Below are 26,831 nucleotides of genomic sequence, written 5' to 3'. Positions count from 1 at the left end.
GTATAATATATTTAGGATTTTCTAAAGGACAATTTATTTAAAAGAGGATGTTGTAATATCATTACAACATCCTCTTTTAGCTAAAATCACTATTCTTTAACGATTATCAATTTTTTCGGGATACAAATCATGATTAACTAAACGATCGAAAGCAATGCTTTCCCATTTTGTTTCTGGTTTTCCATAATTACAATATGGATCAATTGAAATCCCCCCACGAGGCGTAAATTTCCCCCAAACTTCAATATACTTAGGATCCATTAATTTAATTAAATCTTTCATTATAATATTCATGCAATCCTCATGGAAATCACCATGATTTCTAAAACTAAATAAATATAATTTTAATGATTTACTTTCTACCATTTTCTTGTTAGGAACATAACTGATATATATAGTTGCAAAATCTGGCTGCCCTGTGATTGGGCAAAGACTTGTAAATTCAGGACAATTAAATTTTACAAAATAATCATTTTCAGGGTGTTTATTGTCAAATGTTTCTAATACTTCTGGAGCATAGTCATCTTTATATATTGTATTTTGATTACCTAATAAAGTTAAATTTTTACTCATTTTTGTTCTCCTAATAAAGGGTCTTTAATTCCGTTTTTTAAAAAAGCATTTTGTCGGTCGATGCAAGTACCACATGTTCCACAAGGGTGTTCATTCCCTTCATAACATGACCAGGTTAATTCATAAGGGACTCCTAATGAAAGACCGATTTTAACAATATCAGCTTTAGTCATTTTCACAAATGGGGCCATAATTTTTAATTGATGATTGCTGCCTTCATAAATGGCCTGATTCATTGCATTATTAAATACCTCACTACAATCAGGATAAGCACTGCCAGCTGCATCATCACTATGAGCACCATAGTATATAATATCGCAGTTTTTAGATATGGCAATACTAGCAGCACTTGATAAAAATAAGCCATTTCTAAATGGAACATAAGTTGAAACTGGAGTACCAGCAATTTTAGTTAGTTGTTCGTTATAAGATCCATGTGGAATCTGGTTGTCTGAGTGTTGTAATAATGAACAATCGCTATAAGCAAATATTTTTGCTAAATCTAAATAAAGATGTTCAATTTGATAATGTCTAACAATTTTTTTAGCCGCTTCAATTTCTTTAGTATGTTTTTGGCCATAACTGATAGACAGAGCGATTACGTTTTCTTTTCCATATCTATCAATTGCCATAGCTAAAGCAGTAGTGGAATCCAAGCCACCACTAAATAATACCAATACTTTCATTTTATTCTCCTAACGTAAATAAATTTGTAGTTTGTCATCTGTTTTAAATCGTCCAGTCAAAGCACTGGTGATAGTAGTACTATTGACCTTTTTGATTCCTCGAGCTGACATACAGCTATGTTTTCCCTTAATAATTACGGCAATGTCTTTAGCACCGGTCACTAAACTAATAATTTCAGCAATATCTGTTCCAATTCGTTCTTGAAGTTGAAGGCGCTTAGCTGTCATGTCGGCAATTCTTGCAATTTTACTTAGTCCGATTACTTTGCCACAAGGAATATAGGCGACTGTAACTTTCATGTCATACATTAAAGCAAGATGATGTTCACAATAACTAAATATATCAATATCTTTAACTACAATAATTTCTTGATTAGCAAAATCTAAATCATCTTCAAATGTTTTATTAAACATTTCAGCAATTTGCTGATTACTGTAATTCATACCTGTAAAAACTTCTTCATACATTTGTGCTACTCTTTTTGGAGTATCTTTTAATCCCTCACGGTTTGGATCATCTCCTAGAGCCTCAAGAATACCATAAATATGTTCTTCAATTTTTTTAGTATTTATCATCTTAGACACCTCTTTGATTAACATCCCAAATAAATTTATGCATTTGTAATTGCATATAAACATCATTCATGTGATGTTTGATCATATAATCAACAATTATACTTGGCTCAATCATGCCAAAGATAGGGCTAAAATAAACTTTGGCTTGATTAGTTAGATCGTATGTACTGATTATGTCCCTAGCTTTATTTAAATCATCGATATTACCAACTACAAATTTAATAACATCGTTTTTAGTTAAATATTGATAGTTATCCAAGTACATTTTATTTTCCATATTACTACTAGGTGATTTATAGTCTAGTGTAAAAATAGGACGTGTTTTATTAATAAATGGTCTGATGTCAACACTGCCATTAGTTTCAATTTCTACACTGTAACCTTTTTTTAATAATAAATTAATTAAAATGTCAATATTGTCCTGAATCAATGGTTCACCGCCTGTTAAGGTCACATTAACAATATTATTGGCATTTAAATAATCCAAGATATCTTGATCACTTAATAATTCATAAGAAGCATCAATTGCATTTGCATACTTAGTATCGCAATAACTGCAGTTTAAATTACAATAATTAAAGCGAATAAATGCAGCTAATTGACCTGCTCGACTGCCTTCACCATTTATACTAATGAATTTTTCAATAATTTTATATTTATTCATGATTAACCTCGATAACTAGCACAATTATTTGGAGTTTCATATACTTCAATACAATCAACATCATATTTTTTAATTAGTACATCATAAATATATTTCGATAAATTTTCAGCAGTAGGTCGAAATGGTAAATTAATAATTTTAAAGTTTTCGTCAATTAATGCCTGGTATAGCTTTTCTGATAAACTACCTTCTTCAATAATCAAGGCATGATCAAAACTATCAGTAATAACTTTTAAGTCAGATTTTAAATCACCAAAATCAATTACCATTGACATATTTTGAGAATCATCAAGTAGCTTTTCACTTTTAATAGTTGCCACAATTCTCCAACGATGACCATGGATATTAGCACATTTACCATGATAACCATATAAAAAATGGGCACTATCAAAACTCTGTTCAGTTTTTAAATAATACATTTTTCCTCCTTCTATACCATCAAATAAAAAAGCAGGCTCACTAAAAAGCCTGCTTAAAAACAACATAAAAAGCATAGCCCTAGTTTTGTTTATAGACAGGATGGTACAAATGAACTGTCTATCAATAATAGTAGTAAGTTTTAATAAAAAGTCAAGATAAATGTATATTTGAGAATAATAAACCTAAAATAAAAATAGAAAAGTTAAGAATTTGTTAATATTTGTTAATTATATTTGCATATTGTAAATTTTATGTTAAATTTACCTTGGATATAAAATAAACCATTTAATAGGGGGACAAAAATGAAACTTACGGATTTATTTTCTATGTTTGGTGGTCTAGCGCTATTTTTGTACGGGATGACGATGATGTCTAATGGCTTAGAATTAGCAGCTGGAAATAAGATGAAGAGTATTTTAGAAAAACTTACGACCAATCGCTTTTTAGGAGTAGGAGTAGGAGCAATAATTACAGCTGTTATCCAATCATCATCAGCTACTACCGTTATGACAGTTGGTTTTGTTAATGCAGGGTTAATGAGACTAGAAAATGCTGTCTGGGTAATAATGGGAGCTAATATTGGAACAACGATTACTGGCCAATTGATTGCGATTGATATTACCGCATTAGCACCAGTAATTGCATTTGTTGGTGTAGCTTTAATCGCTTTCTTTAAAAGTAAAAAATTAGATGCATTTGGTACGATTATTGCCGGACTTGGTATCTTATTTATGGGAATGGAAATGATGTCAACTGCCATGTCACCACTTAGAAATTCACCTGAATTTGTTAATATTGTTAGTACTTTTGAAAATCCTTTAATAGGTATTTTAGTAGGTACAATATTTACAGCTATTATACAAAGTTCTTCTGCATCAGTTGGAATTTTGCAGGCACTTGCTAAAAGTGGTGTAATTACATTACCATCAGCAATATATGTATTGTTTGGACAAAATATTGGTACTTGTATCACTGCTGTTTTAGCTAGTATTGGTACTGGTAGAAATGCTAAAAGAACAACTATTATTCATTTATCATTTAATATTATTGGAACTATCATCTTTGTAACAATTAGTTTGATTTTCCCATTTGCTCAATTGATGCAATCATTGACTCCTGGTAATATACCTGCCCAAATTGCAAATGTACATACTGTATTTAATGTTGCAACAACTATATTACTTTTACCATTTGGTGCAAGATTAGTTCAGTTAGCATATAAAATCCTTCCTGAAAAAGAAGGACTTGAGGATAAATTATCAGTTAAATACTTAGATAATAGCATTTTTACTAATGATTATCATATTGGAATAAGTGCTATTGCAAATACACAATTATTTAATGAAACTCAAAATATGTTAAGTGTAGTACAAAAAAATGTTCAAAGATCATTTGAATTAATGGTTAATTATGATGAAGATATTCATCATAAAATATTAAAAGATGAAAAATATATTGATTATTTAAATAAAGAAATAATTCAATTTACTACTAATGCGATTTCTTCAGAATTTCCAATTGAAGAATCTAAATCAATTGGTTTGTTTTTAAAGACAGCTGGGGATTTAGAACGAGTTGGTGATCACGCAATAAATATCGCAGAAAGAGCGAAAATACTTCATCAAGATGGTGAAAGTTTTTCAGACGAAGCTATTAATGAAATTAAAATTATGAATGATTTGACAGGTAATATATTAAAGGAATTAAATGTTTTAAATCGTGAAGAACTTCATAATATTGTTGAAAAAGTAGATACTATTGAAAATAGTATTGATATTACTACTCATGAATTTTCAATTAATCAATTAAAACGTCTCCGTAATAAAATATGTACAGTTGAACATAGTGCTATGTATACTGAAACATTGATTGACTTTGAAAGAATTGGTGATCATGGTTTAAATATAGCAGCTTCTTTTAATGAAATAAAAGATGATCTTACAGCTATGGCTTAATGAGATTAACTAGTTTTTTACAAGTAAATTATCTTTTTAGAATGTAAAAGATAATAGGAGGATATTTATATGACTAATATTATCGAATCTAAAAAAAGTAATGATGATTTATTTTTTAAATGTGCACAACTATATCAAGATAAGTTATGGTTAGTTTCACTAAATTGGCGTCAAAGAAATTTAGCAAGTAGGATCATTTTTGAAAATGAAGATTTTAATAGTTTTAAAAAAAGGATCAATCAATTGAAATAAGGTTTTCTCGAAGAGAGAAAACCTTATTTTTTTAACATTTTACTTAATAATCCATCACGATTATTAATAAATAATTCAGTTATTTGATAACTTTCAGTTTCTTCGTAATTAATAGGTGTTATTTTATTATCATCAAAGTTTAGTATTTTAGCATTAGGAATTCCTAAAAGAATAGGAGAATGGCTAGCAATAATGAATTGTGTACCTTGTTTAGATAGTTCATGAATCTTAATTAGAAGAGTTAATTGCCGTTGTGGTGATAATGAGGCTTCTGGTTCATCAAGAATATATAGACTGTTTTGATTAAAACGATATTGAATTAAAGTAAGAAAACTTTCACCATGTGATTGATGATGAAGTGATTTACCACCATAATTACGAAAAGGATCAGGAGCACTGTTTTCATATTCCTCTAATTGGGTAGCAACATTATAAAAACTTTCTGCTCGTAAAAAGAACCCTTCACGAGGTCGACGATAACCACGATCAATAATTATTGATTTATATAGAGAAGAATGGGTATTGTTTGTATGAAAATTAAAATTTAAAGTACCCCCTTCTGGGTTAAATCCATATTTAATAGCAATTGCTTCTAATAAAGTTGATTTACCTGTACCATTTTCACCCACAAAAAAAGTAATTGGACTATCAAAAATTAAAGTGTCTAAGCTATTAATTATTGTAATGTCATTTAAATAGCTATCCTGTTCAATTAAATCATGGTTAATCGTAATCTGATTAATAAAATAGTTGTTCATAAAATCACCTCTAAATACATCATATTATAATTCATGATAATAATCTATTCTTAATTAATGGATAGTATAAAAATAAATGATATAATTATAGTACATAAATTAGTAGTATAATAAAAAGATAGGAGGAAAAGTTATGAAAATTGATCATACATACGCAATTTATTTTTCACCAACCTATACTTCAAAAAAATCAGCTGTTAGTATTGCACGTGGATTAGAGGGGGAATTGACAGAAATAGATTTAACATTGAAAGACGCAATTCCTGAAATATTATTTAGTCGACATGATATTGTTGTTTTTGGATTTCCAGTATATGCAGGAAGAATTTTACCTGAAGCTCTTGATCGTTTGAGCTCGTTTCGTGGGGATCATACACCATGTGTAATTACGGTTACATATGGTAATCGACATTATGATGATGCACTATTAGAATTATTTGATAACATTAAGGAAAGAGGATTTATTCCGATTGCTGGAGCGGCATTAGTTGGAGAACATACTTATGGACATATACAAGTTGGCCGTCCTGATCGAGACGATTTATATCGTGATGAGTTATTTGGCAGTTTAGTACGTTTGAAAATAAAGGATGATAATTTTTCATTTGTTTCTGTACCAGGTAAATATCCATATAAAGAAGGAATCATAGGTGGGGGATATCATCCGGATACAAATGAATTATGTAATAAATGTGGAATGTGTGTTAGAATGTGTCCTGTTAATGCGATAAGTAAAGATGATTGTAAAACTATTGATGATAACTGTATTGCATGTTTTAGATGTATTCGTATTTGTCCTCAACATGCTAAAAACATGGATAACAATAAAAAATATCAGGAGTTTGCAAAAGCTTTTAGTGAAAAACTCGCAAATCCTCGAGAAAATGAATATTTTATATAAGCGACCTTATTCAGGTCGCTATATTTATATGTCACAAAATAAAGTTTTAACGTCTAATTAGATAGGAGGAAAAATATATGAATAAAAAAGAAATAAATATGATGATCACTAAAGCAATACAAGGTGATGATAAAGCCTTAGAGGCATTGTTAGTTGAAGTACAAGATTTTGTGTATAATCTTTCACTAAGAATGTTAGGAACACTAACTGATTGCGAAGATGCTACCCAAGATATTTTAATTAAAATCATGACTAACCTATCTTCTTTTCGTAAAGATAGTAATTATCAGACTTGGGTATATCGAATTGCAGTAAATTATTTAATTGATTATCGTAAATCAATGTTTGCTAAGAGACCATTAAATTTTGATTTTTATGGTAATGATATTCGTTATGGGCATAGTGATAATGAAGAATTGTTACTTGGTCTAGATCGTGAGCAGCTGGCAGGAGAATTGAAGATGTCGTGTTCAAATGTCATGCTTCAATGTTTAGAACCTGAAACTAGGTGTATTTTTATTGTCGGAACTATGTTTAAAATTGATAGCAAAGTAGCTGGTGAAATATTTGAAATATCACCAGAAAACTATCGTAAAAAATTATCACGAGCACGTAGTAAAATGGCTAAGTTTTTAAGTGAGTATTGTGGTTTAGGGGGAGGAATGTGTTCATGTATTGAAAGGGTATCATATGCAATTGAGCAGCATCGTTTAGATCCTAAAAATCTTGAGTATTCAAAATTAAAACAACTTGATCATGAAGTATTAGAAAATTGTAAAATAGATATGGAATACATAGATGAATTATCAGAGAGTTTTATGAGTTTACCTAATTATAAAACCTCTATTGAAAGTAAAGAGATAATCAAAAATTTACTTAATTCTAAAGAAATTTCTCAAATTAAAAACTATTAGGAGACCAATTATTATGATTAATAATCAAAAAATATATAACTATTTAATTGAATTAGAAAACAATAATAATCGTAACTGGTATCATGAAAATAAAGAATTAAGAATTGAAGTTAATAAAGAGTTTGAAAATATAATTCAGGAATTAATAAATAAAATTGTCATATTTGATAGTTCTATTTTAAATATTGAACCAAAAGATTTAACATTTAAACAAGTAAGAGATACTCGTTTTTCACATGATAAATCTCCATACAATCCTGTTTTAAGAGCACATTTAGGACCAAAAGGTAAAGTGCCAATACCAGTGGGGTATTATTTGTATATAAGTACAAATAATAAAACATTTTTGGGTGGGGGATTATTTACAGGAATGTTTAAAGAGGCAACTGAGATGATTCGAAAATATATCGTTGAACATGGTGATGAATTTGAAAACATTTTGAATGAACCTGATTTCAAAGAAAATTATTGTTTAAAAGGTGAGAAATTAAAAAATGTGCCACGTGGTTATAATAAAGATCATCCTCAAGCAGAGTTATTAAAATATAAAAGTTGGTACATAGAATATTTTATTGATGATAAAGTTTTGCTTGATGGAAGTGAATTTATTGAATTAGCAGTAAAACAGTTTAAAATAATGAAGCCATTTAATGATTTTTTGAATCGTGCTTTAAATGAATTTAAAATGCCAGAGAGATAATTTAATAAACTAGTGGGAAATCAACTTCTTACTGGTTTTTTTATGTATAATATACATAGATAAAAAATTTATAAAGTAAACTAGGATGAGGAAAAATGATAAAAGCAATTTTTTTTGATATTGATGGAACATTATTAGATCATAATAATCATGTTATGCCATCAAGTACTTTTATAGCATTAAAAAAATTAAAAGAATTAGGAATAAAACTATTTATTGCAACTGGACGTCCACCAAGTAAATTAGATATAATTAAACAATATTTTAAGTTTGATGGATATCTTACTAGTAATGGACAATATTGTTTTAATAATGATAAAGTTATTCATGAAGAATATATTGATGAGCAGGATATTAAAAGTATTCTGCCATATATTAATGAAAATCATATACCAGTAATATTTGCAAAAGTAGATCAGAATTATCTTAATCCTTATTTAGATAAGGTATCACAAACTGATAAATATTTAATAAGCGAGGATATTTTAACCAATGATATTGTTCAATTAATGGTATATATAGGAGAGGAAAAGGATCATGAATTCTTATCATATATGCCTCATTGCAAATCAGCACGCTGGACATCATCATTTGCAGATATAATACCTTTGGATGGAGGTAAAAATATTGGTATTGATCAAATAATTAAATACTATCAAATAGAGTTAGATGAAGTTATGGCTTTTGGAGATGGTAATAATGATATTGATATGTTAAGGCATGTAGGGACTGGTATAGCTATGGGAAATGCAAATAATAAAGTGAAAGCAGCAAGTGATTATATAACTAGTGATGTTAATGATGATGGTATTTATAATGCGTTAAAAAAATTTGGATTAATTTAGAAGGTGAAAATTATGGATAAAGAATTATCAAAGTTTTTAACATTTTGGAATCAATTAAATGATATTGAAAAGAAACTATTAAATCAAAATGCAATAGTACAGAAATATTTAAAAGGAGTAACAATGCATCAGGGGAGTGGTGATTGCCTAGGTGTAGTTTTGGTTAGAAAAGGTCAATTAAGAACCTATATGTTATCACCTGATGGACGTGATATTACTTTGTATCGTTTATTTCCTGGTGATGTATGTATTCTTTCAGCATCATGTGTTTTAGAAGCAATAACTTTTGATGTATTTATTGATGTTGAAGAAGATAGTGAGATAATCACTATTTCTCCAGCACTTTTCCAACAACTAGCAAAACAAAATATTTATGTTGAAGCATTTGGTTATAAAATGGCCACTAATCGTTTTTCTGATGTAATGTGGGCAATGCAGCAAATTTTATTTATGTCAATTGATAAAAGATTAGCTATTTTTTTAAGTGAAGAAATAAAAAATAATAAATCGTTAGAATTGAAAATAACTCATGAACAAATTGCTAAATATATGGCAACAGCTCGTGAAGTTGTCACACGGATGCTAAAATATTTTAGTCAGGAAGGAATAGTTGAATTATCACGAGGGAAAATAACTATTATTAATGAAACTAAATTAAAAAAGTTAATTTTGAAATAGTTTAGAAAAATTAATAATTATAATAGAAAAGCTGGGAGTAATCCCAACTTTTCTATATAAATAAGGACATATCTGATTCTTCGCCATTAGCTAACATAGTTGCAACCCCGGATAATGTGACACCATCAATCAGTTCTTCATGTTTGATGCCCATTACATCCATGCTCATTGAACAGGCAATTAGTTCAACACCATTATCTTGAGCTGTTTTAATCAAATCTTCTAAACTATCAATATTTTTATTTTTCATTACAGCACGAATCATCTTAGCACCCATTCCACCCATATTCATTTTAGAAAGTGATAACTTTTTCGAACCACGAGGCATCATCATGGCAAACATTTTTGAAATAAAATTCTTCTTAATATTAATTTTTTCAGGACGTCTAATAATATTAAGTCCCCAAAAGGTAAAGAACATTGTTACTTTTCGTCCCATTGCCGCAGCACCATTAGCAATAATAAATGATGCAATAGCTTTATCTAAATCACCAGAGAAAATAATCATATTTTTGTTATTTTTAGTTTCTGTTAAAATAGGCTGCTGACCCTTTTTTATTTTAGCACTGCTAATACCTTTGCTACAACTTTGCTCTATCAGTTCATTACCAGTACGACGACAGTAACTATCAAGATCAGAGGCAAAAGCAGGATCAGTAGTTTGAATTTCAATAATATCACCATCTCTAGCAGTATCTAATGAGGATGATAATTTTACGATTGGACCAGGACATTGAAGACCACAAGCATTGATTTTAATTGTCTTTGTGTCATTTAAAGGGCAAGAAGAAGTTTTTGCTGAATTGTTTTCAAAGTTATTATGTTCTTGGTCAAAGATTGTGTTATATAAACGATAACCGCCATTAAGATTATAAGTTTCAAAACCATTTTGACTTAAGATCCGCGATGCTATATAACCACGAAGACCAACTTGGCAAGTAACATAGATTGGTTTATTTAAATCGAGTTCATGTAGCCTAGAACGCAGGGAGTCTAAGGGAATATTAACATAGCCATCAATATGACCATTAGCATATTCTAGTTCGCTACGGGTATCTAACAAGATCACACTACCATCACGTGGAAGTGTAGCAACGTCATCCCAATTATACTGCTTAACTTTATTAGTAAGAATGTTTTCAATTACAAACCCAACCATGTTGACAGGATCTTTTGCTGAACCATATGGAGGGGCATAACAAAGTTCTAACCCGGTTAAATCATAACCAGTCATTTTAGCACGAATAGCAGTTGCTAAAACGTCCATACGTTTATCAACTCCATCATATCCAACGATTTGAGCCCCTAAAATAGTGCCCGTTGATTTATCAAAGAGGACCTTTATTGACATATTGACTGCACCTGGATAATAGCCGGCATGATTTGCTGAATATGTGTAGACTTTATCGTAATTAAGTTTTAATTTTTTAGCAGTTTTTTCGTTGATTCCACTGTTTGCAACAGTTAAATCAAAGACTTTTAGAATTGCTGAACCTTGAGTTCCTTGATAATGACGATCTAAACCACAAATATTATCAGCAGCAATTCTTCCTTGCTTATTGGCGGGACCAGCAAGAGGGATATAGCCAGAATTATTAGTTATATAATTTTTGATCTCAATAGCATCTCCTACAGCATATATATCTTTAATGGATGTTTCCATTTTATCATTGACGATGATTGCTCCGTGAGAATTAGTTGCAATTCCTGTATCTTTTACAATCTTAGTTTCAGGTACAACTCCAATTGCCATAATTATCATATCTGTACTTACAGTTTGATTATTTAAAGTAACTACTAGATTGTTGTCCTTATCATTTATAGCTTGTAGTTCTGTTTCTAAAGCTAAGTTGATTCCTTTATTTATAAGATGCTGATGGACTTCGCAGGCCATTTCGTAGTCAATGGGAGCAATAACTTGATCAGCCATTTCTACAATTGTCACATTTACCCCTGCTGAGTGTAAATTTTCTGCCATTTCGATACCAATAAATCCACCACCTACGACAATTGCATGTTTTGGATTATGGGTATCAACGTATTCTTTTATAGCAAAAGTGTCAGGAATATTTCTAAGTGTAAAAACTTTACTTGAATTGATTCCTGGGATATTTGGTTTAATAGGTTTTGCTCCCATTGAAAGTAGCAGTTTATCATAACTTTCTTGATATTCTTTTTTTGTTTGGTGGTTATATACAGTAACAGTTTTAGTTTCAGGAGTAATGGCAGTAACTTCGTTAAAATTACGGACATCAACATTAAAACGAGCGTTAAAACTTTCAGGAGTCTGTAATGTTAAGGCTTCTTTATCAGTAATCTCATCACCTATATAATATGGTAATCCACAATTTGCAAATGAGATATATTCATCTTTTTCAAACATAATAATGTTTGCAGATTCATCTAGACGTCTTAAACGAGCTGCTGCTGATGCACCACCAGCAACTCCACCTACGATAAGAATTTTTTGATTTGTTTTCATAACTTTCCTCCACAATTATTAATCTATGATTAATTTTCAAGATTATTATAATTTTAATTGAAAATAAGTTCTGTAACTAAGTCACATAACTAGTAAAATTATGTTAACATAGAGATATAGATAGCGAGGGATGATAATGAGAATAGAAGAACTAATCAATGATAATTATGATGAACTTTCGTATTGCAGCTGACTATATTATCAAGCATAAAAAAGTATTACTGAGCTAAGTAGTGAACAGTTATCGTTAAACTGTGGAGTATCTCGACCAACATTACTTAGGATGTTAAAAAAGATTTCTTATCATGAATTAAAATACTTGATTAAAAATGATTTGTATAATATAAATAAAACGATTGCTGTTCAAGAAGTAACTGAACATTATTATCATATGATAAATGATTTAATTGGTAATCAATATCAAGAAGTTTGTAAATGTATTTATGAAGCTAAAAATATTTATTTCTATGGAACCAGAAATGAGCAAAAAGCTATTGGTGAAGAATTAAAAAAGATGTTATTTTCGTTAGGTAAAGGAATAATGGATTTCTTTGATTACGGTGAAATAGAATTAATAATCCTGATGCTATCCAAGAGGATGTTGATTTTCCAGTAAATGATCAAAGGACCTTAGCAACAGGTAACAATGAAAGTATTATTATAGTATTAACAACATTAGTTTTATCTGCAGGAGTTATTTATTTTGTAAGTAGATATAAAAAGATTAAATAGTTTAAACGATAGTATTTTTAATAAATAAGAAATCCAATAAATCCTGTTATAATCATTAACACAATAGGATTGGGTTTCTTTTTTTGTAACCAAAATAATGAGATAAAAAAAATAATTATTCCAGCATAATTAACAATATTATTCTCATAAAAAGTCAGCATTAAGATCGTAGCCCCAGCTGACATGATTAAACCAACTGATGTTGCCTTTAGAGTATTAAGGATATTTGTAATGATTTCTAAATTTTGATATTTAGTGAATAATAAGTAAAGAATAATTGAAATAGTTGCTCCTGCTAAAATACAGCCAATTGTAGCTACAATGGCACCATTAATACCTGCTAACTGAATACCTACAAAAGTGGATGTATTAACAGCAAGAGGACCGGGTGTCATTTGTGAAATTGTAATAATATCGGTAAAAGTATTAGTACTGATCCAATGATAATTATTAACTACCTGTTCTTGGATTAAGGGAATAATTGCATATCCACCGCCAATGCTAAATAAACCAATTTTAAAGAAAATGAAAAACAAATTTAACATTCATGATACCTCCTTTGATAATATAACTGTCCAACAGCAATGATAATAGTAATTGTAATAATTACAATAATATTTACATTAAAGATATAGCTGGCAACAAAAGTGATTGGAATCATAGTAGTTAAAATCTTAGATTTTTGTTCAGTAATAACTCTTATCATCCCAATCAGTAAATCTACAATAATAGCTGCTATACCGGCCTGCATTCCTTTTAAGATAGCCATAATCATATGATTAGTGCTAAAAACTTGATACCATAAAGATACAATTGAAAGAATTGTAATAGGAGGAATGATTGCACCAATACAACTTATAATTGTACCAATAGTACCAGCTACTTTATATCCAGCTAGTGCAGAAAGATTAATAGCAATAGCTCCTGGTGTTGTTTGACTGATAGCTGACATCGTAATTAGTTCATCTTCATTAAATAATTTTCTTTTTTCAACAAAATATTTTCTTACCATTGAAACAACTACATAACCACCACCAAATGTAAAAGTGCTGATAAAAATATTGATAAAAAATAACCAGATTAAGTCTTTTATTTTATATTTTTTCATACTCTTCTCCTTTTTCATATAAATTATATAAGTTGTGTATACATTAGTAAAATGATATAATTTAATGAAATCCATTATTTTTATTCATGATAGGAGGAATATATGAATCTTAGACATTTATTAATTTTTAAAACTGTAGTAGATACTGGAAGTTTTACTAAAGCGGCTAAAAAATTATTTATTACTCAATCAGGAGTATCTCATGCAATTAGAGAATTAGAACTGCAAACCAATACCGTTTTATTTGATCGTTTATCAAAAACAATAACTCTGACACCTTCAGGAAAATTATTATTTGAAAAAGTAATTCCAATTTTAGCACTATATCATGATTTAGAAAAACAGATTGATAATTTAGAAATGAGTGCACCGATTAAGATTGTTTCGAGTATTACGATTGCAACATTCTGGCTGCCTAAGATTTTAAAACAATTTGAAAAGCACTATCCTGATATTAAAGTTGAAGTTCAAGTTGTTAGTGCAAAAGAGGCTTTAGCTGTGTTAGAAAACGGTGAAGCTGATTTAGCGTTAATAGAGGGAGTTGTACCTCCAGGCCCATTTATTATTAAAGGGTTTTCATCGTATCAATTAAATGTACTATGTGCCCCAGATTATTTTGATGCTAATGAAATTACATTGAGAGATTTATGTACGAAAGATTTATTGCTTCGTGAACAAGGTAGTGCAACTAGAGATATTATTGATAGTTATTTATATCTACAAGGTTTAGTTGCATATCCTAAATGGACTAGTGTAAACTCCAAAGCATTAATTGAAGCCTGTATTGCGGGTTTTGGATTTACCGTATTACCAACTATGCTAGTTGCTGAAGAAATAAAGTGTGGTATTTTAAAGGCGGTAGAAACAGAAGTTGCACTTTATAATAAAACATTACTTTTATATCATCAGGATAAGTATTTAAATGAAGCACTTGTAAAATTAATTAGTATAATTGAAAGTGAAAAGTAACGATTGTGGTATATACCACAATCGTTAACATTATTCCCATTTAAAAAATTTAAGAGATATCCAGGTACAAACTAATACAATAAAAATCATAACAATGATTGAAGGAATGATATTTTCAATCGCAATATTTAATGTAGCAGCTTTTAATATTTTTATTCCTTGTGTTAAAGGAAGAATATCAGCTGCTTGTTGTAGTGTCACAGGCATTATTTCATAAGGAAGAGTTGCACCAGAAAAAATTAACATTGGAAAGTATAATATACTCGCAATAATACCCGCTGTTTTAGTATTGTGTGCTATTCCTCCAACCATCATTCCAATACTAAATATTGTCCCTATAACTAAAAGATATCCTCCTAAAAAGCTAATAAAATGTCCATGAAATTGAAACCCAAAGAAGATAGTTGCAGTAAGATATAAAAGTATAAAAGAGATAACTGCATATAAAATATAAATTGTTACTTGAACAATTAAAATAATGCCAGGACTTATTGGAGTAACACGATAGCGTTTTAAAATATTCTTGCTACGATAGTCAGAAATAACTAATGGCAATCCCATAACACCACCTGCACAAATGGAAATTGTTGAAAGTGCTCCAAATGATTGCTCTAAAAATGTATAATTTGCACCATCAAAGGCTGGTTTATTTCCATAAATAATACCAAGAATAAAAAGAATGATAAGTGGAAGGCATATTGCAAAGATAACCATATCCATTCCTCTTAAAGATAATTTAAGTTCGGTTTTTAACATGGTTTTAAAAGTTTTCATCTGTATTTACCTCCTCATCAGTGTACCAAAGGTAAGCATCTTCAAATTTATCATATGGACTTGTTTTAATTGCATCATTTACAGAACCATAAAATACAATCTTACCTTTTTTTAATATGCAGATACAATCACATAAAGCTTCTATTTCATCCATGAAATGAGAAGTCAAAAAAATTGTCAAACCATTTTCTTTTAATTTAGAAAGTATTTTCCAAACCTCACGACGTGCTTTAACATCAAGTCCAGTTGTAAGTTCATCAAGAAATACAATTTCAGGATCCGGGATAAGAGCAAGTACAATAAATAACCGTTGTTTTTGTCCGCCAGACAGATCTTTAACAAAACTTTTTTGTTTATCAGCAATACCAAATTTTTTAAGTAAAATAGCTGGTTGCATAGGGTTTTGATATAATGAGGCCGTTACTTCACAAAGCTCTTTTACAGTAATTGTATCTTGATAGTTTGCTTCTTGAAATTGGACTCCAATTTTTTCAAATAACTTTTTACGATTTTTTATTGGATTCATTTTTAAAATAGATACTTTTCCACTATCAGCTTTCTTTGTTCCTAAAATACATTCAATAGTAGTACTTTTCCCTGCTCCATTGGAACCAATTAAGCCAAACACCATACCACGATCAACTGATAAACTTATATTGTTTATAGCAATCATTTTTCCATACGACTTTGTAAGCTGATCAACTTCAATAACTTTTTTCATTTTTTACCTCCTGTTATAATATGCAAAAAGAATACCACCAAACAAAACATTGGTGGTAAAATGGAGGGTTAAAATTGTTTTTTCATATTATTAAGTATAGATATAATTTTTTTAGCATTATTTTCAGCTAATAAAAGTGATGTAATTAATTTGTCACATACAGCAATAATATCAATACCGGTTTCAGGAGTATCTAAAACCATTTTAATGTCTATATTAGGATTTTTAGATAACTGATTTAATAATCGTAATATTGCTTCTAATGAGTAATTTGCACAACGTAAAGAACGAATTATTTTTAACCGATTAATATCATCACTACTATAGATTCGATAACCGTTTTTTTTGCGTTTAACAGTTAAAAGACCGTTCATTTCCCAGTTTCTTAAGGAATCCATAGAAATATTTAAATATTTTGAAACCTCATGCCTTTTTAAATATTCATTATTTTGATGGGTTCTGCCAGAGAGAATTTGTTTTACAATAATAATCGCCTCTTCTGCATTTTTTTGTTCTTGTTTAATTTGAATCAGATATTCTTTTGTAAGAGACAATGCAGTATTAAAATCACCCTTTGCTGATGCCTTGATCATTTGGATGATTTTTTTTCGTAATCCATTTTGTAATATTTCAATCTGTAAAGCTAGTCGAGCTAATTTGAATTGTTCTAGATGAAAATCTGTAAATATACGATAACCATTAGATAGTCGTTTTGCAATCGGAATTAGTTCTAATTTTTCGTATAATCTTACAGTATTAGGATGTACTCCTATGATTGCAGCAATTTCAGATGTTTTATAAATATTCATTATTTTCACCTCAAAAAAAGTATACCATAAATTAAAAGTCTGGTGGTAAAGTGGAGGGTTATAAAGAAAAACTAATTAGAATTATTGTTTAAGATAATAAATTTATAGAAAAAAGGTTTTTATTAAATAACACATCATGGGAGCTGATTTAAATAATTTTCCTGCAGTCATAAAAATAATTGTATCATAAAGTCTTAAAAGTTCTTTATTTAAGTTATGGACAATAGTTAAAAGTGTTAAATCGTTTATTGTAATAAATTATTTTAATATAATATGATATTTGTATATCGATAGATGATGTATTTCCATCTAATATTAATAGAGGCTTAATGCACAAGCTATAGCAATTCTCTGTCTACTGGATAATTTTTCTTAATTTCATATAATAATTTATTAGATAGTTGACTAATGAACTATGATAATCCTCTTTGTTTAAGTACATCATTGATTTAATCAGGTGAATATGTCTTATGGAGATAAATATATTTTGATAATCAAGATGTGCTTGTTTTAGGCGAATCTTATCGTACGATGCTAGGTTATCTGCCTCAAGATTTTATTATCCTAATTTTACTGGCCATAAGTTTTTGTTGTATATATAGCTTTAAAGGATCTAGATAATAAGTTTGTTCGTTTAAAAATCGAAGAATTGCTAGAAATTGTAGATTTAAAAATGGCGGCTGATAAAAAAATAAGAAGTTATTTTGGGAGAGTTTAGGGATTGCTCAAGTATTATTAAATAGTCCTAAAATTTTGATTTTAGACGAAACAACAGCTAATTTTGATTATAAAGAAAGGGTACGGTTTCGAATTTTAATTAGTTCTTTTTCTAAAAACAAAATTGTTCTTCTTTCTACTCATATTATTTCTGATGATATTATGGTAATGAAAGATGGGAAAATTATTCATGAGGAGGAACCTGAGGAAATATTAAAATGATTAAAGATTTTGATTTACAGAAGAATATAGATAAACGAAAAAACGGTGAAATTAAAGGTTATGAAATCTATAATAAACCAAGTTATATTTATAATAGTTCGACAGTTTTAGTGATGGAAATGGCAATATTGTATCAGTTAGTGAGATAACAAATTATCCAGATAAAGTATTTTTAGAATATAGTGAAACTTATAAAGAGTTTATGATGGATTTAGAAACAAAAACATCAATGTTTATGATTATTTGTATCGTTCCTGTAATTTTAACTTCTAATGCAGATATGTCTTTAACAAAGCTGGTAATGTTTCTTTGTTGGTAGTAAAACATTATTAGGAATACAGAATATGTAATATTATAATTTCTTTAATCTATCTTTAAACATACCTGCTACGGTAATGATAGTTGTGTGTGTTTTGTGTATAGTTTTAAGTTGTATATCTTATTTGAATTTTAAAGATCATTAAGTTACTTAGACGTAAACCATTTACGTCTTTTAAAATGATTTTTTGTCGGATAATCGTAATTTTGCAATAATTAAAATTATAGTAATTAAAAAGTAAAAATTAAATATGACATATAAAAAGTGTGTTAAAATATTAACAATAATAAGAAGGGAAAAATTATTAAGTTGTCAGTTACCTGATTAATTTATTAATACAATATAATTATGAATTATAAAAAAGCTAGAAATTTTATTTATAAAAATGCTAGACCAATAGATATTGCTAGATGGCAATATCTATTTGAAAATGGAAATCGAGATAATGTTTTAAAAGCATTATCTAGTTATCAAAATAAAGATGGTGGCTTTGGTCATGCCTTGGAACCAGATTGCTGGAATCCCAATTCTTCTCCAATTCAAACATGGGCAGCAACAGAAATCATCAAAGAGGTTAAATTAGAAGATAAAGAAAATTCTTTAATATTAGGAATTTTAAACTATTTATCATCTGGAAAGGATTTTGATGGCTATGTATGGTTTAATACAGTGACTACTAATGATGATTATCCTCATGCACCTTGGTGGAATTATCAGAAAATCCAAAGTTTACCATATAATCCTACTGCAAGCCTGATTGGTTTTATTTTAAAATTTGCTAAAAGAGATACTAAAATTTATAATTTAGCATGGAATCTTGCTAAAGAATCATATTGTTATTTTAAAAATAATTTTCCATTAGATTCAATGTCAACAGTGTCTTGTTTTATTGATTTATATGATTATTTAAAAGAATTATCAATTAATGATTTAATTGATATGAAAGAGTTTAAATTTTTATTAAGTGAACAAATTCATAGTATAATTACTAAAGATAAATCTAAATGGGAAATAGATTATGTCTGTAAACCGTCACAGTTTATCCATAATAAATCAAGTGATTTTTATTTAGAAAATAAAGATTTGTGTGACTATGAGTGTGATTTCATTTCAAATACTCAGCTATCGGATGGTTCTTGGGCAATTACATGGAGTTGGGATGATTATCTTGAAGAATGGTATATTAGTAAAAATTGGTGGAAATCAGACTGGGTTATCAAATATATAAAGTTTATATATTGTTTTAGAGAAAATGATTTTAATATGCTTTAATCAAATAGTGTATGGGTTTAGATGTTTTTATTAAGCTGAAAAGAAATGTTTTTAATATTGTGTTATAATTAAAACATAAAAATTGAAAGGATTTAATTAATATGACTGAAAGAGAAAAAATGCTAGCTGGTGAGCTTTATGATTGTGGTGATGAAGAATTACTCATGCAATGGCATAAAGCAAAGGATCTAGCAAGAGAGTACAATAATACCGATTCATTAAATTTAAAAGAAAAAGAGCGTATTTTAAATAAACTTTTAGGTGGATGGGGTGAAAACTTATGGATTACAGCACCTTTTTATGTTGATTATGGTAATAATATTTATTTTGGTAATAATTGTGAAGTAAATATGAATTGTACTTTTTTAGATGATAATAAAATAGTAATTGGAGATAATGCTCTTATTGCTCCCAACGTACAAATATATACTGCTTTTCACCCTACAAACGCAATTGATAGATTTGGTGTACCAAAAGAAGATGGTTCTTTTGAATTTTGTAAAACACAAACAGCACCAGTAATAATTGGAGATAATGTGTGGATTGGTGGTGGAGCAATTATTATGCCAGGAATTACTATTGGTGATAATGTTGTAATAGGGGCAGGAAGTGTTGTTACAAAGGATATTCCAAGTAATGTAATTGCATATGGGAATCCATGTCGAGTTGTAAAAGAGAATATGTCTATAACTATTTAAGTAGTTGATTTTTTGTTTATCGATAGTTTATGTTAAGAATGATATATTAATTATTTAAGAATAATTTGTTATAATAAAAGTATTAAAAATGGAGGTTAGATAATGGCGGTTTTAGATACAAATATTTTAGTTAATTATTATTTTGAAGAAATATGTAAAATTCCTCATGGTTCATATAATGAAAGAAAGATAGCGGATTTTATAGAGTGCTTTGCAAAAGAACAGAAATTGAGGTATTATCGTGATCATTTAAATAATATTATTATTTATAAAGATGCAACTGAAGGATATGAAAATCATGAAACATTGATGTTGCAGGCACATATGGATATGGTTAATGAAAAAAATAAAGACAGTAATCATAATTTTGATCAGGATCCTTTGGATCTATATCTTGAAGATGGTTTTGTTAGTGCACGAGGTACAACATTAGGTGCTGATGATGGTTATGGAATTGCTTATATGTTAGCTATCTTAAGTGATTCAGAAGTTAAAAATCCACCTTTAGAATGTGTTTTTACTGTAGCAGAGGAAGTTGGATTAGACGGAGCTCTAGGTTTAGATACTGACATGTTAAATGCAACTAGGATGATTGGCCTGGATAGTGAAAGTGAAGGAGAAATTTGTACTACATCTTCAGGGGGCTGTGATGTTATGATCACAAAGAATCTAAATTATATGGATAATGGTGATAAGACATACACTTTATTGGTAAAAGGTTTAAGTGGAGGACACTCAGGTGGCGAAATTCATCGTGGTAAAGCAAATGCTAATAAATTAGCAGCACGAGTTATGTATGGAATGTTAAAAGCAGATTTAAATATTCGTTTAATTGATATTAATGGTGGGTTAAAAAATAATGCTATTCCTCGTGAATGTGCAATTATTTTTGCAACTAATAATGATTTAGTGAATTTACAAAAGGTAGTTGATGAGTACCAAAAATATTTTAATGAAGAATTTAGGGATAGTGATTCAAATATTAGGTTAGATTTAACTTTAAATGACAAAAGTGAAAAACAAGTTTTAAGTGTTAAGGAATCAGAAGATATTATTAAATTAATGGTGGCATTAAAGAGCGGTTTTGTTGAACGTTCTTTAGTCATTGAAGATTTGACAACTATTTCTTTGAATATGGGTGTTGTAACAATTAATAATAATCAGTTAAAAATAGATTATTTATTACGTTCACCAATGAAAAGTGCAGTAGATAATATGATAGATGAATTAAAAATTATTGGTGAAGCATTTGGTGCTGATATTAAAGCTGATAACTATTATCCAGGATGGAATTATGAACAAAATTCAAAATTACGAGATTTATTTAAGCGTTTTTATTTGCAACGTACTGGGAGCAAAGTTAAAGAGGTTGCTACCCATGGTGGATTAGAAACAGGTATTTTTAAAGGTAAGATGCCAGCTTTAGATATTATTACAATGGGTCCCAATATGGCTGATATTCACACACCTGATGAACGTATGGAAGTGAATTCGTTTGTAAATTGTTATGAAATATTAAAAGGTTTTATTGCTGAATTATAAATCAAACTAAGAGAACTCTTGATTTTTTGGGAATCTAAATAAAAAGAATTGAGTGTGTGGGCTATTAATTGATAGAAGAGGGTGTAAAATAATTTCTTTGTTTTTAAGGATTATTGAATTTTTTGGTATAATTATTTTTGCTTGTTTAATTATTCCAATCCTCACTTATTTTGGTGTTATTATTTGTAAATCTGTGATTTGGTGTTGTATGTGTTTATAATTAGCATATAATCCATACATTAAAGGGATAAAACAGTTATGTATATTGATTTTGTTATAAAATGAGTTGAACTTTATATATAGGAATGATAAAGTTTAGATATAGGAAATAGTGGATTGTTACTATTAGATTAGGCAAGACCGGTTGGAGAATGTTTATATCTCTAATTACGGTCTTTTTCTATTTATTAATGAAGGGAGTGAAATATGTATTTTTAGAAAGTTTATAGTATAAAAAGGAATTTTTCCTAATTTATACTGTAATAGAGTTAATTTTATAAGAAAAAGATAAATCTTAGTTAAAAAACTGTGATATAAATTATATCTAATAGTACAAATAAATTAACTATTTTTATTGTCTTAAACATCTATATGGAGGATAGAAAATTGAAAATTGAGTCAGGGAAATTATTAAAAATAGGTTTGGCTGCTTCGTTTGCATTATCTTTAGTAACAGGAAATGCAATCTCAATATTAGCTGCACCTAAAGTAGAAACTAATAAAGTAGAAAGTGATATATATCCTAAACCTCAAAAAGTTGTTTATGCATCAGATGAAGGAATGACTTTAAATGGTGAGGTTAATGTTGTTATTCACGGACAACAGGAAGAAGCAACATTACCAAAATTAAAAGAGATACTTAAAGAAAATAATATAGACTATTGTATTGGTGAAGAACTTGATGAACAAAAAGCAAATATTTTAATTTCATCATCAAAGGATCATTGTGATGTTTGTAGTAATGATGATGAAGCTTTAACAAAAGTAGAAGGTTATGTATTAAAAACAAGTGATGATACTAATAAAAATGGGGAAATTGCTATTATTGGCTCTGATAAAGATGGTGCATATTATGGAGTTGAAACTTTAGGTCAAGTTTTAAGCCAAAAAGTAGAACAAAAATTTGCTGAACTTACAGTAAGTGATTATCCAGAAATAGAATTTAGGGGCTTTATTGAAGGGTTTTATGGAATACCTTGGACTCATCAGGAAAGAATGAGTTTAATGAAAGATACAAGTAAATATAAGATGAATACTTATATTTATGCTCCTAAAGATGATCCTTATCATCGAGCTAATTGGAAAGATTTGTATCCTGAAGCTGAAGCAAAACAAATTTCTGAATTAGCACAAGCGGGAAAAGAAAATAATTTTAATTTTTGCTGGACAATTCATCCAGGAGCAACATTAACTTTTAGTGAAGCCGATTATCAAGCTTTAATTCTAAAATATGAACAGTTATATAACTTAGGTGTTCGTCAGTTTGGTGTGTTATTTGATGATACTGATGATTGGTATAATGGTAGAAAACAAGCAGAATTTATTAATCGAATCGATACAGAATTTGTTAAAGCAAAAAAAGATGTTAGCCCAATGATTGTTATTTCTGCTCGTTATAATTCAGCATGGGGACCAGGTATTAGTAATTATTTTAAACCATTTATGGAAACATTACATAGTGATATTCAGGTAATGTGGACTGGACATGCGACAATGTCAAATGTAAGTAGAGATGTATTTGAATGGCCTAAACGTCAAACAGGAGTAGATAAAGATGTAGCAGTATGGTGGAATTATCCGGTTAATGATTATTGTGATGCAAAGTTATTGATGGGAGCAATGCCAAATTTAGGAACTGATCTTGATAATGTAAGTGGGTTCTTCTCTAATCCAATGAATCAAGCGGAAGCTTCTAAAGCAACTTTATTTAGTATTGCTGATTACACATGGAATACTGATGCTTATCAGTATCAAGCAAGCTGGGAACGTTCTATTAAAGAATTAGTACCAGAAGCAACTGAAGAATTTATTCGTTTTGCATCAAATATTAGTTATTTAAAAGATGATGGTGGGGCAAGTGGACCATTTGTCTTTAGTGAATCTGATTATTTAGAAGATAAGATCACAGCTTTAATTGAGGCGATGGATAATAATGGTGATATGGTTACACCTGCAAAAGAGTTATTGGTAGAATTTGAAGTGATATTAGCTGATTGTGAAAAATTAAGTAAATTAAATAATGAAGGTTTACAAAATGAAATAGCACCATTTTTAGGTGCTTATGAAGAATTAGCAAAAGCTGGAATTAATTCATTAGAAACTTTAATAGCTATAAATGATGGAGATTTAAATATAGCATTAAATAACTGTCTTCAAGCGCAACAACATATAAAAGCAATGGATAATTTTACAGTGCACCGTGTTGAAAGTAGTGGTGAAGTTGATTATGTTGTGGATGTAGGAACTAAGTTGATTAAACCAGCTGTTAAAGCTGCAATTGAAAAAGGTAATGGATTAATTGAAAATACTTTATTTACAGATATTCCGGCAGAATTATTTACTAGTATAAATGTTACTGAATTACCTAAGGTAATTTTAAATAGTGGAAATTATGAAGTATCAAACGTTAATATGACATTAAATAAAGGTGACTATGTTGGAATTGTTTTACCAAAAGCTATGCAAATAGCTTCTACAAAAGTAAGTGGTAGTGAATTAGCTGATTTAACGGTTGAATACTCAATAAATGGTCTTGATTGGAATAAGATTGATAGTGAATATATGAACAATATTTTAACTGCGTCTAATGGACCGGCCACTTATGTAAGGTTGGTTAATGAAACTGATAAGGCTCAAGATGTTTCTATTGAAAAATTTCAAATAACGCCAATTTATAAAGCTTCACCTAGTGCTACTACTAATTTGAAAACTTATGAAAATTATCGAATAGAAAATATTCTTGATGGTGATCTAGAAACTAAATTCTGGAGTGATGGTTCACCAACAAGCAGTAGTTATATTCAAATTGATTTAGGTAATATGATCTCTCTTCATGATTTAAAAATCTATTTTGGAAGTGGTGATTATTTAAGTAATGGAAAAGTAATGATTTCAAAAGATGGTTCTAATTGGAGTGATTTAGGAAATCTTCAATATGTTAATGAAGCAGGTAAAAAAGTAGCAAGCTTTAATGCTAATGGAGATATGATTAAATATATCAAGATTCAATCAACTGCTAATAGTTCTGTCTGGTTACAAGTGTTTGAAGTTGAATTTAATAAAACAGTTGGAGATCTTGGCGATGATGTTGTAAATATCACTGAAGGAAATACGGATGGTATTTTGAGCAATCTTTATGATCGTGATTTAACTACTGCATTTGAACCAACAACAATTGCTGATGGTAGTTATTTTACATATCAAATGACTAGAATTAATAGCGTTGGGGATTTAACCTTTATTCAAGATGCTAATAATATTTGTAATGGTAAAGTAAGTGTAAAATATAGCGATGGGAGCTGGCATGAGATTGGTATTTTAAATGAGCAATTATCAACTTTATCAGTTAATCAAATTATTTCTGAAGTAAAAGTAGAATTTGATCCATCACAGCCATTACCAAAAATCTATGAGATTATTGTTGATGAAGGGGATATTATTGTTGTTGAAAGTGATAAAACAGCTTTAAAAATTGCAATTGAAGAAGCTGAAAAAATTACTAATGAACAACTAGATAAAGTAGTTCCAGTAGTAGTTACAGAATTTAAGGCTGCATTAGCACAGGCAAAAGAGATAATTTCTAATGAACAGGCAACACAAGATGCTATTAACAATTCTTTTGATCGTTTAGCCAAAGTAATGCAGATGTTAGAATTTTATAAAGGTGATAAAACACAATTGACTAGTTTAGTTGATAAGATCGAAAGTTTAAACGAAGTCGATTATACAACATCAACTTGGATTAATTTACAACCAATTTTAAATGAGGCAAAAGATATTTTAGATGATGTAAATGTGTTAGAAAAAGAAGTAAATGAAACATATGATCAATTAATAAGAGCTTTCTTGCAATTAAGATTAAAACCTAATAAAGATTTATTAAATGAATTAATTCAAAATGCAGAAGGATTGAATAGAAGTAATTATACGCTAGCCAGCTGGGGTGATTTTGAAGAAGCTTTAATGCAAGCTAGAGCTGTTTTTGATAATGAACAAGCAACACAAAAAGAAGTATCTAAGGCAGAAAATACATTAAAAACAGCTATAGAAAACTTAAAAACAATAGATTCAGATTCTAATGTTACTAATAATCAAAATACACCAGAAATTAGTAATAAAGATCAAACTAATTTACTTAAATCTGGAAATGTTAAAACAGGTGATAATACAAGTTTTATTGGAATAGCTGGACTTGGAATATCAATGGTTGTAATTAAATTTTTATCAAAAAAGAAAAGAGTATAGAGTAATAAAATAAAAAGTGCGGATGCACTTTTTATTTTTTATTTATAAGATATACTAGTTGTAAAATATTATTTTTTAAT

General features: G+C 29.0%; 27 protein-coding genes. 15 read left to right on the top strand and 12 right to left on the bottom strand.

From position 1 onward, the window contains the following. Positions 1-96: 96 nt before the first annotated feature. The 5 genes from queF to ACLR9T_RS10475 are packed head-to-tail and all read right to left on the bottom strand — an operon-like array spanning position 97 to position 2,918. On the bottom strand, positions 97-573 hold the full coding sequence (gene queF / locus ACLR9T_RS10495) for a preQ(1) synthase (RefSeq protein ID WP_413109495.1): 477 nt from the start codon (positions 571-573) through the stop codon (positions 97-99). After that, a complete protein-coding gene (queC, locus tag ACLR9T_RS10490; RefSeq protein ID WP_413109494.1) occupies positions 570-1,259 on the bottom strand; it encodes a 7-cyano-7-deazaguanine synthase QueC in 690 nt (229 codons plus the stop codon). The genes queF and queC overlap by 4 nt, the downstream gene beginning before the upstream one ends. A gap of 9 nt (positions 1,260-1,268) precedes the next feature. After that, positions 1,269-1,835, bottom strand: coding sequence for a GTP cyclohydrolase I FolE (gene folE / locus ACLR9T_RS10485; RefSeq protein ID WP_413109493.1), 567 nt, complete (start codon positions 1,833-1,835; stop codon positions 1,269-1,271). 1 nt (position 1,836) lies between these two features. Beyond that, positions 1,837-2,499, bottom strand: a complete 663-nt coding sequence (queE, locus tag ACLR9T_RS10480) for a putative 7-carboxy-7-deazaguanine synthase QueE (protein ID WP_413109492.1) — start codon at positions 2,497-2,499, stop codon at positions 1,837-1,839. 2 nt (positions 2,500-2,501) lie between these two features. Further along, positions 2,502-2,918 (bottom strand): 6-pyruvoyl trahydropterin synthase family protein, encoded by a 417-nt coding sequence (locus tag ACLR9T_RS10475; protein ID WP_413109491.1) that lies wholly within the window; start codon positions 2,916-2,918, stop codon positions 2,502-2,504. 303 nt (positions 2,919-3,221) lie between these two features. Between ACLR9T_RS10475 and ACLR9T_RS10470 the strand changes: the two genes are divergently transcribed. Then, positions 3,222-4,874: a Na/Pi cotransporter family protein gene (locus ACLR9T_RS10470; RefSeq protein ID WP_413109490.1), complete on the top strand. Its 1,653-nt coding sequence runs from the start codon at positions 3,222-3,224 to the stop codon at positions 4,872-4,874. A gap of 69 nt (positions 4,875-4,943) precedes the next feature. Next, positions 4,944-5,126, top strand: coding sequence for a hypothetical protein (locus ACLR9T_RS10465; protein ID WP_413109489.1), 183 nt, complete (start codon positions 4,944-4,946; stop codon positions 5,124-5,126). A gap of 23 nt (positions 5,127-5,149) precedes the next feature. Here ACLR9T_RS10465 and ACLR9T_RS10460 read toward each other — a convergent pair whose 3' ends face one another. Continuing rightward, positions 5,150-5,884, bottom strand: coding sequence for an AAA family ATPase (locus tag ACLR9T_RS10460; protein WP_413109488.1), 735 nt, complete (start codon positions 5,882-5,884; stop codon positions 5,150-5,152). Between the two features lie 133 nt (positions 5,885-6,017). On the opposite strand from ACLR9T_RS10460, the gene ACLR9T_RS10455 reads away from it, so the two are divergent. The 5 genes from ACLR9T_RS10455 to ACLR9T_RS10435 all read left to right on the top strand — a co-directional run bounded on the left by ACLR9T_RS10455 (position 6,018) and on the right by ACLR9T_RS10435 (position 9,922). Then, positions 6,018-6,785, top strand: coding sequence for a 4Fe-4S binding protein (locus tag ACLR9T_RS10455; protein ID WP_413109487.1), 768 nt, complete (start codon positions 6,018-6,020; stop codon positions 6,783-6,785). Positions 6,786-6,862: 77 nt separating this feature from the next. Next, a complete protein-coding gene (locus ACLR9T_RS10450) occupies positions 6,863-7,699 on the top strand; it encodes an RNA polymerase sigma factor (RefSeq protein WP_413109486.1) in 837 nt (278 codons plus the stop codon). 13 nt (positions 7,700-7,712) lie between these two features. Next, positions 7,713-8,399, top strand: a complete 687-nt coding sequence (locus tag ACLR9T_RS10445; RefSeq protein ID WP_413109485.1) for a DUF2461 domain-containing protein — start codon at positions 7,713-7,715, stop codon at positions 8,397-8,399. 95 nt (positions 8,400-8,494) lie between these two features. Beyond that, positions 8,495-9,244: a Cof-type HAD-IIB family hydrolase gene (locus tag ACLR9T_RS10440; RefSeq protein ID WP_413109484.1), complete on the top strand. Its 750-nt coding sequence runs from the start codon at positions 8,495-8,497 to the stop codon at positions 9,242-9,244. Positions 9,245-9,256: 12 nt separating this feature from the next. After that, positions 9,257-9,922, top strand: coding sequence for a Crp/Fnr family transcriptional regulator (locus tag ACLR9T_RS10435; protein WP_413109483.1), 666 nt, complete (start codon positions 9,257-9,259; stop codon positions 9,920-9,922). 52 nt (positions 9,923-9,974) lie between these two features. On the opposite strand, the gene ACLR9T_RS10430 is transcribed toward ACLR9T_RS10435, so the two are convergent. After that, positions 9,975-12,404, bottom strand: coding sequence for a CoA-disulfide reductase (locus ACLR9T_RS10430; RefSeq protein WP_413109482.1), 2,430 nt, complete (start codon positions 12,402-12,404; stop codon positions 9,975-9,977). Positions 12,405-12,687: 283 nt separating this feature from the next. On the opposite strand from ACLR9T_RS10430, the gene ACLR9T_RS10425 reads away from it, so the two are divergent. Then, positions 12,688-13,020 (top strand): hypothetical protein, encoded by a 333-nt coding sequence (locus ACLR9T_RS10425; protein ID WP_413109481.1) that lies wholly within the window; start codon positions 12,688-12,690, stop codon positions 13,018-13,020. 133 nt (positions 13,021-13,153) lie between these two features. Here ACLR9T_RS10425 and ACLR9T_RS10420 read toward each other — a convergent pair whose 3' ends face one another. Together ACLR9T_RS10420 and ACLR9T_RS10415 are read right to left on the bottom strand one after the other, a co-directional pair. Continuing rightward, complete coding sequence (locus ACLR9T_RS10420) at positions 13,154-13,681, bottom strand: chromate transporter (RefSeq protein WP_413109480.1); 528 nt, start codon at positions 13,679-13,681, stop codon at positions 13,154-13,156. Continuing rightward, entirely contained in the window at positions 13,675-14,244 is a 570-nt protein-coding gene (locus ACLR9T_RS10415) for a chromate transporter (RefSeq protein WP_413109479.1), read from the bottom strand. Before ACLR9T_RS10415 ends, ACLR9T_RS10420 begins: the two co-directional genes overlap by 7 nt. A 102-nt stretch (positions 14,245-14,346) precedes the next feature. Between ACLR9T_RS10415 and ACLR9T_RS10410 the strand changes: the two genes are divergently transcribed. Beyond that, complete coding sequence (locus tag ACLR9T_RS10410; RefSeq protein WP_413109478.1) at positions 14,347-15,213, top strand: LysR family transcriptional regulator; 867 nt, start codon at positions 14,347-14,349, stop codon at positions 15,211-15,213. Positions 15,214-15,243: 30 nt separating this feature from the next. Here ACLR9T_RS10410 and ACLR9T_RS10405 read toward each other — a convergent pair whose 3' ends face one another. The 3 genes from ACLR9T_RS10405 to ACLR9T_RS10395 all read right to left on the bottom strand — a co-directional run bounded on the left by ACLR9T_RS10405 (position 15,244) and on the right by ACLR9T_RS10395 (position 17,517). Then, positions 15,244-15,987, bottom strand: coding sequence for an ABC transporter permease (locus tag ACLR9T_RS10405; RefSeq protein ID WP_413109477.1), 744 nt, complete (start codon positions 15,985-15,987; stop codon positions 15,244-15,246). Further along, complete coding sequence (locus tag ACLR9T_RS10400) at positions 15,974-16,708, bottom strand: ABC transporter ATP-binding protein (RefSeq protein ID WP_413109476.1); 735 nt, start codon at positions 16,706-16,708, stop codon at positions 15,974-15,976. The genes ACLR9T_RS10405 and ACLR9T_RS10400 overlap by 14 nt, the downstream gene beginning before the upstream one ends. Before the next feature lie 68 nt (positions 16,709-16,776). Continuing rightward, entirely contained in the window at positions 16,777-17,517 is a 741-nt protein-coding gene (locus ACLR9T_RS10395; protein WP_413109475.1) for a MerR family transcriptional regulator, read from the bottom strand. Positions 17,518-18,270: 753 nt separating this feature from the next. Between ACLR9T_RS10395 and ACLR9T_RS10390 the strand changes: the two genes are divergently transcribed. The 6 genes from ACLR9T_RS10390 to ACLR9T_RS10365 all read left to right on the top strand — a co-directional run bounded on the left by ACLR9T_RS10390 (position 18,271) and on the right by ACLR9T_RS10365 (position 26,751). Next, on the top strand, positions 18,271-18,456 hold the full coding sequence (locus ACLR9T_RS10390; protein ID WP_413109474.1) for a hypothetical protein: 186 nt from the start codon (positions 18,271-18,273) through the stop codon (positions 18,454-18,456). Further along, on the top strand, positions 18,453-18,605 hold the full coding sequence (locus ACLR9T_RS10385; RefSeq protein ID WP_413109473.1) for a hypothetical protein: 153 nt from the start codon (positions 18,453-18,455) through the stop codon (positions 18,603-18,605). The genes ACLR9T_RS10390 and ACLR9T_RS10385 overlap by 4 nt, the downstream gene beginning before the upstream one ends. Positions 18,606-19,123: 518 nt before the next feature. Beyond that, positions 19,124-20,047, top strand: coding sequence for a hypothetical protein (locus ACLR9T_RS10380; RefSeq protein ID WP_413109472.1), 924 nt, complete (start codon positions 19,124-19,126; stop codon positions 20,045-20,047). A 101-nt stretch (positions 20,048-20,148) separates the two neighbouring features. After that, positions 20,149-20,745 (top strand): sugar O-acetyltransferase, encoded by a 597-nt coding sequence (locus tag ACLR9T_RS10375; RefSeq protein WP_413109471.1) that lies wholly within the window; start codon positions 20,149-20,151, stop codon positions 20,743-20,745. A gap of 102 nt (positions 20,746-20,847) precedes the next feature. Beyond that, complete coding sequence (pepD, locus tag ACLR9T_RS10370; protein ID WP_413109470.1) at positions 20,848-22,287, top strand: beta-Ala-His dipeptidase; 1,440 nt, start codon at positions 20,848-20,850, stop codon at positions 22,285-22,287. Between the two features lie 606 nt (positions 22,288-22,893). Then, on the top strand, positions 22,894-26,751 hold the full coding sequence (locus tag ACLR9T_RS10365; RefSeq protein WP_413109469.1) for a beta-N-acetylglucosaminidase domain-containing protein: 3,858 nt from the start codon (positions 22,894-22,896) through the stop codon (positions 26,749-26,751). Positions 26,752-26,831 lie beyond the last annotated feature (80 nt).

The organism is Thomasclavelia sp., from assembly GCF_047249845.1.
Lineage (GTDB): Bacteria > Bacillota_I > Bacilli_A > Erysipelotrichales > Coprobacillaceae > Thomasclavelia.
Note: the sequence above shows the minus strand (reverse complement) of the source record. Positions and strands in the feature narration are given on the sequence as shown.

Excerpts from the sequence above, each read along its gene's own strand:
- queF (WP_413109495.1), bottom strand. The coding sequence starts at position 573 with ATGAGTAAAAATTTAACTTTATTAGGTAATCAAAATACAATATATAAA.
- ACLR9T_RS10380 (WP_413109472.1), top strand. The coding sequence starts at position 19,124 with ATGAATTATAAAAAAGCTAGAAATTTTATTTATAAAAATGCTAGACCA.
- ACLR9T_RS10430 (WP_413109482.1), bottom strand. The coding sequence starts at position 12,404 with ATGAAAACAAATCAAAAAATTCTTATCGTAGGTGGAGTTGCTGGTGGT.
- queE (WP_413109492.1), bottom strand. The coding sequence starts at position 2,499 with ATGAATAAATATAAAATTATTGAAAAATTCATTAGTATAAATGGTGAA.
- ACLR9T_RS10405 (WP_413109477.1), bottom strand. The coding sequence starts at position 15,987 with ATGAAAACTTTTAAAACCATGTTAAAAACCGAACTTAAATTATCTTTA.
- ACLR9T_RS10465 (WP_413109489.1), top strand. The coding sequence starts at position 4,944 with ATGACTAATATTATCGAATCTAAAAAAAGTAATGATGATTTATTTTTT.
- ACLR9T_RS10395 (WP_413109475.1), bottom strand. The coding sequence starts at position 17,517 with ATGAATATTTATAAAACATCTGAAATTGCTGCAATCATAGGAGTACAT.
- ACLR9T_RS10455 (WP_413109487.1), top strand. The coding sequence starts at position 6,018 with ATGAAAATTGATCATACATACGCAATTTATTTTTCACCAACCTATACT.
- pepD (WP_413109470.1), top strand. The coding sequence starts at position 20,848 with ATGGCGGTTTTAGATACAAATATTTTAGTTAATTATTATTTTGAAGAA.
- ACLR9T_RS10400 (WP_413109476.1), bottom strand. The coding sequence starts at position 16,708 with ATGAAAAAAGTTATTGAAGTTGATCAGCTTACAAAGTCGTATGGAAAA.
- ACLR9T_RS10410 (WP_413109478.1), top strand. The coding sequence starts at position 14,347 with ATGAATCTTAGACATTTATTAATTTTTAAAACTGTAGTAGATACTGGA.
- queC (WP_413109494.1), bottom strand. The coding sequence starts at position 1,259 with ATGAAAGTATTGGTATTATTTAGTGGTGGCTTGGATTCCACTACTGCT.
- ACLR9T_RS10435 (WP_413109483.1), top strand. The coding sequence starts at position 9,257 with ATGGATAAAGAATTATCAAAGTTTTTAACATTTTGGAATCAATTAAAT.
- ACLR9T_RS10440 (WP_413109484.1), top strand. The coding sequence starts at position 8,495 with ATGATAAAAGCAATTTTTTTTGATATTGATGGAACATTATTAGATCAT.
- ACLR9T_RS10415 (WP_413109479.1), bottom strand. The coding sequence starts at position 14,244 with ATGAAAAAATATAAAATAAAAGACTTAATCTGGTTATTTTTTATCAAT.
- ACLR9T_RS10445 (WP_413109485.1), top strand. The coding sequence starts at position 7,713 with ATGATTAATAATCAAAAAATATATAACTATTTAATTGAATTAGAAAAC.
- ACLR9T_RS10470 (WP_413109490.1), top strand. The coding sequence starts at position 3,222 with ATGAAACTTACGGATTTATTTTCTATGTTTGGTGGTCTAGCGCTATTT.
- ACLR9T_RS10425 (WP_413109481.1), top strand. The coding sequence starts at position 12,688 with ATGTTAAAAAAGATTTCTTATCATGAATTAAAATACTTGATTAAAAAT.
- ACLR9T_RS10385 (WP_413109473.1), top strand. The coding sequence starts at position 18,453 with ATGATTAAAGATTTTGATTTACAGAAGAATATAGATAAACGAAAAAAC.
- ACLR9T_RS10475 (WP_413109491.1), bottom strand. The coding sequence starts at position 2,918 with ATGTATTATTTAAAAACTGAACAGAGTTTTGATAGTGCCCATTTTTTA.
- ACLR9T_RS10450 (WP_413109486.1), top strand. The coding sequence starts at position 6,863 with ATGAATAAAAAAGAAATAAATATGATGATCACTAAAGCAATACAAGGT.
- ACLR9T_RS10420 (WP_413109480.1), bottom strand. The coding sequence starts at position 13,681 with ATGTTAAATTTGTTTTTCATTTTCTTTAAAATTGGTTTATTTAGCATT.
- folE (WP_413109493.1), bottom strand. The coding sequence starts at position 1,835 with ATGATAAATACTAAAAAAATTGAAGAACATATTTATGGTATTCTTGAG.
- ACLR9T_RS10375 (WP_413109471.1), top strand. The coding sequence starts at position 20,149 with ATGACTGAAAGAGAAAAAATGCTAGCTGGTGAGCTTTATGATTGTGGT.
- ACLR9T_RS10460 (WP_413109488.1), bottom strand. The coding sequence starts at position 5,884 with ATGAACAACTATTTTATTAATCAGATTACGATTAACCATGATTTAATT.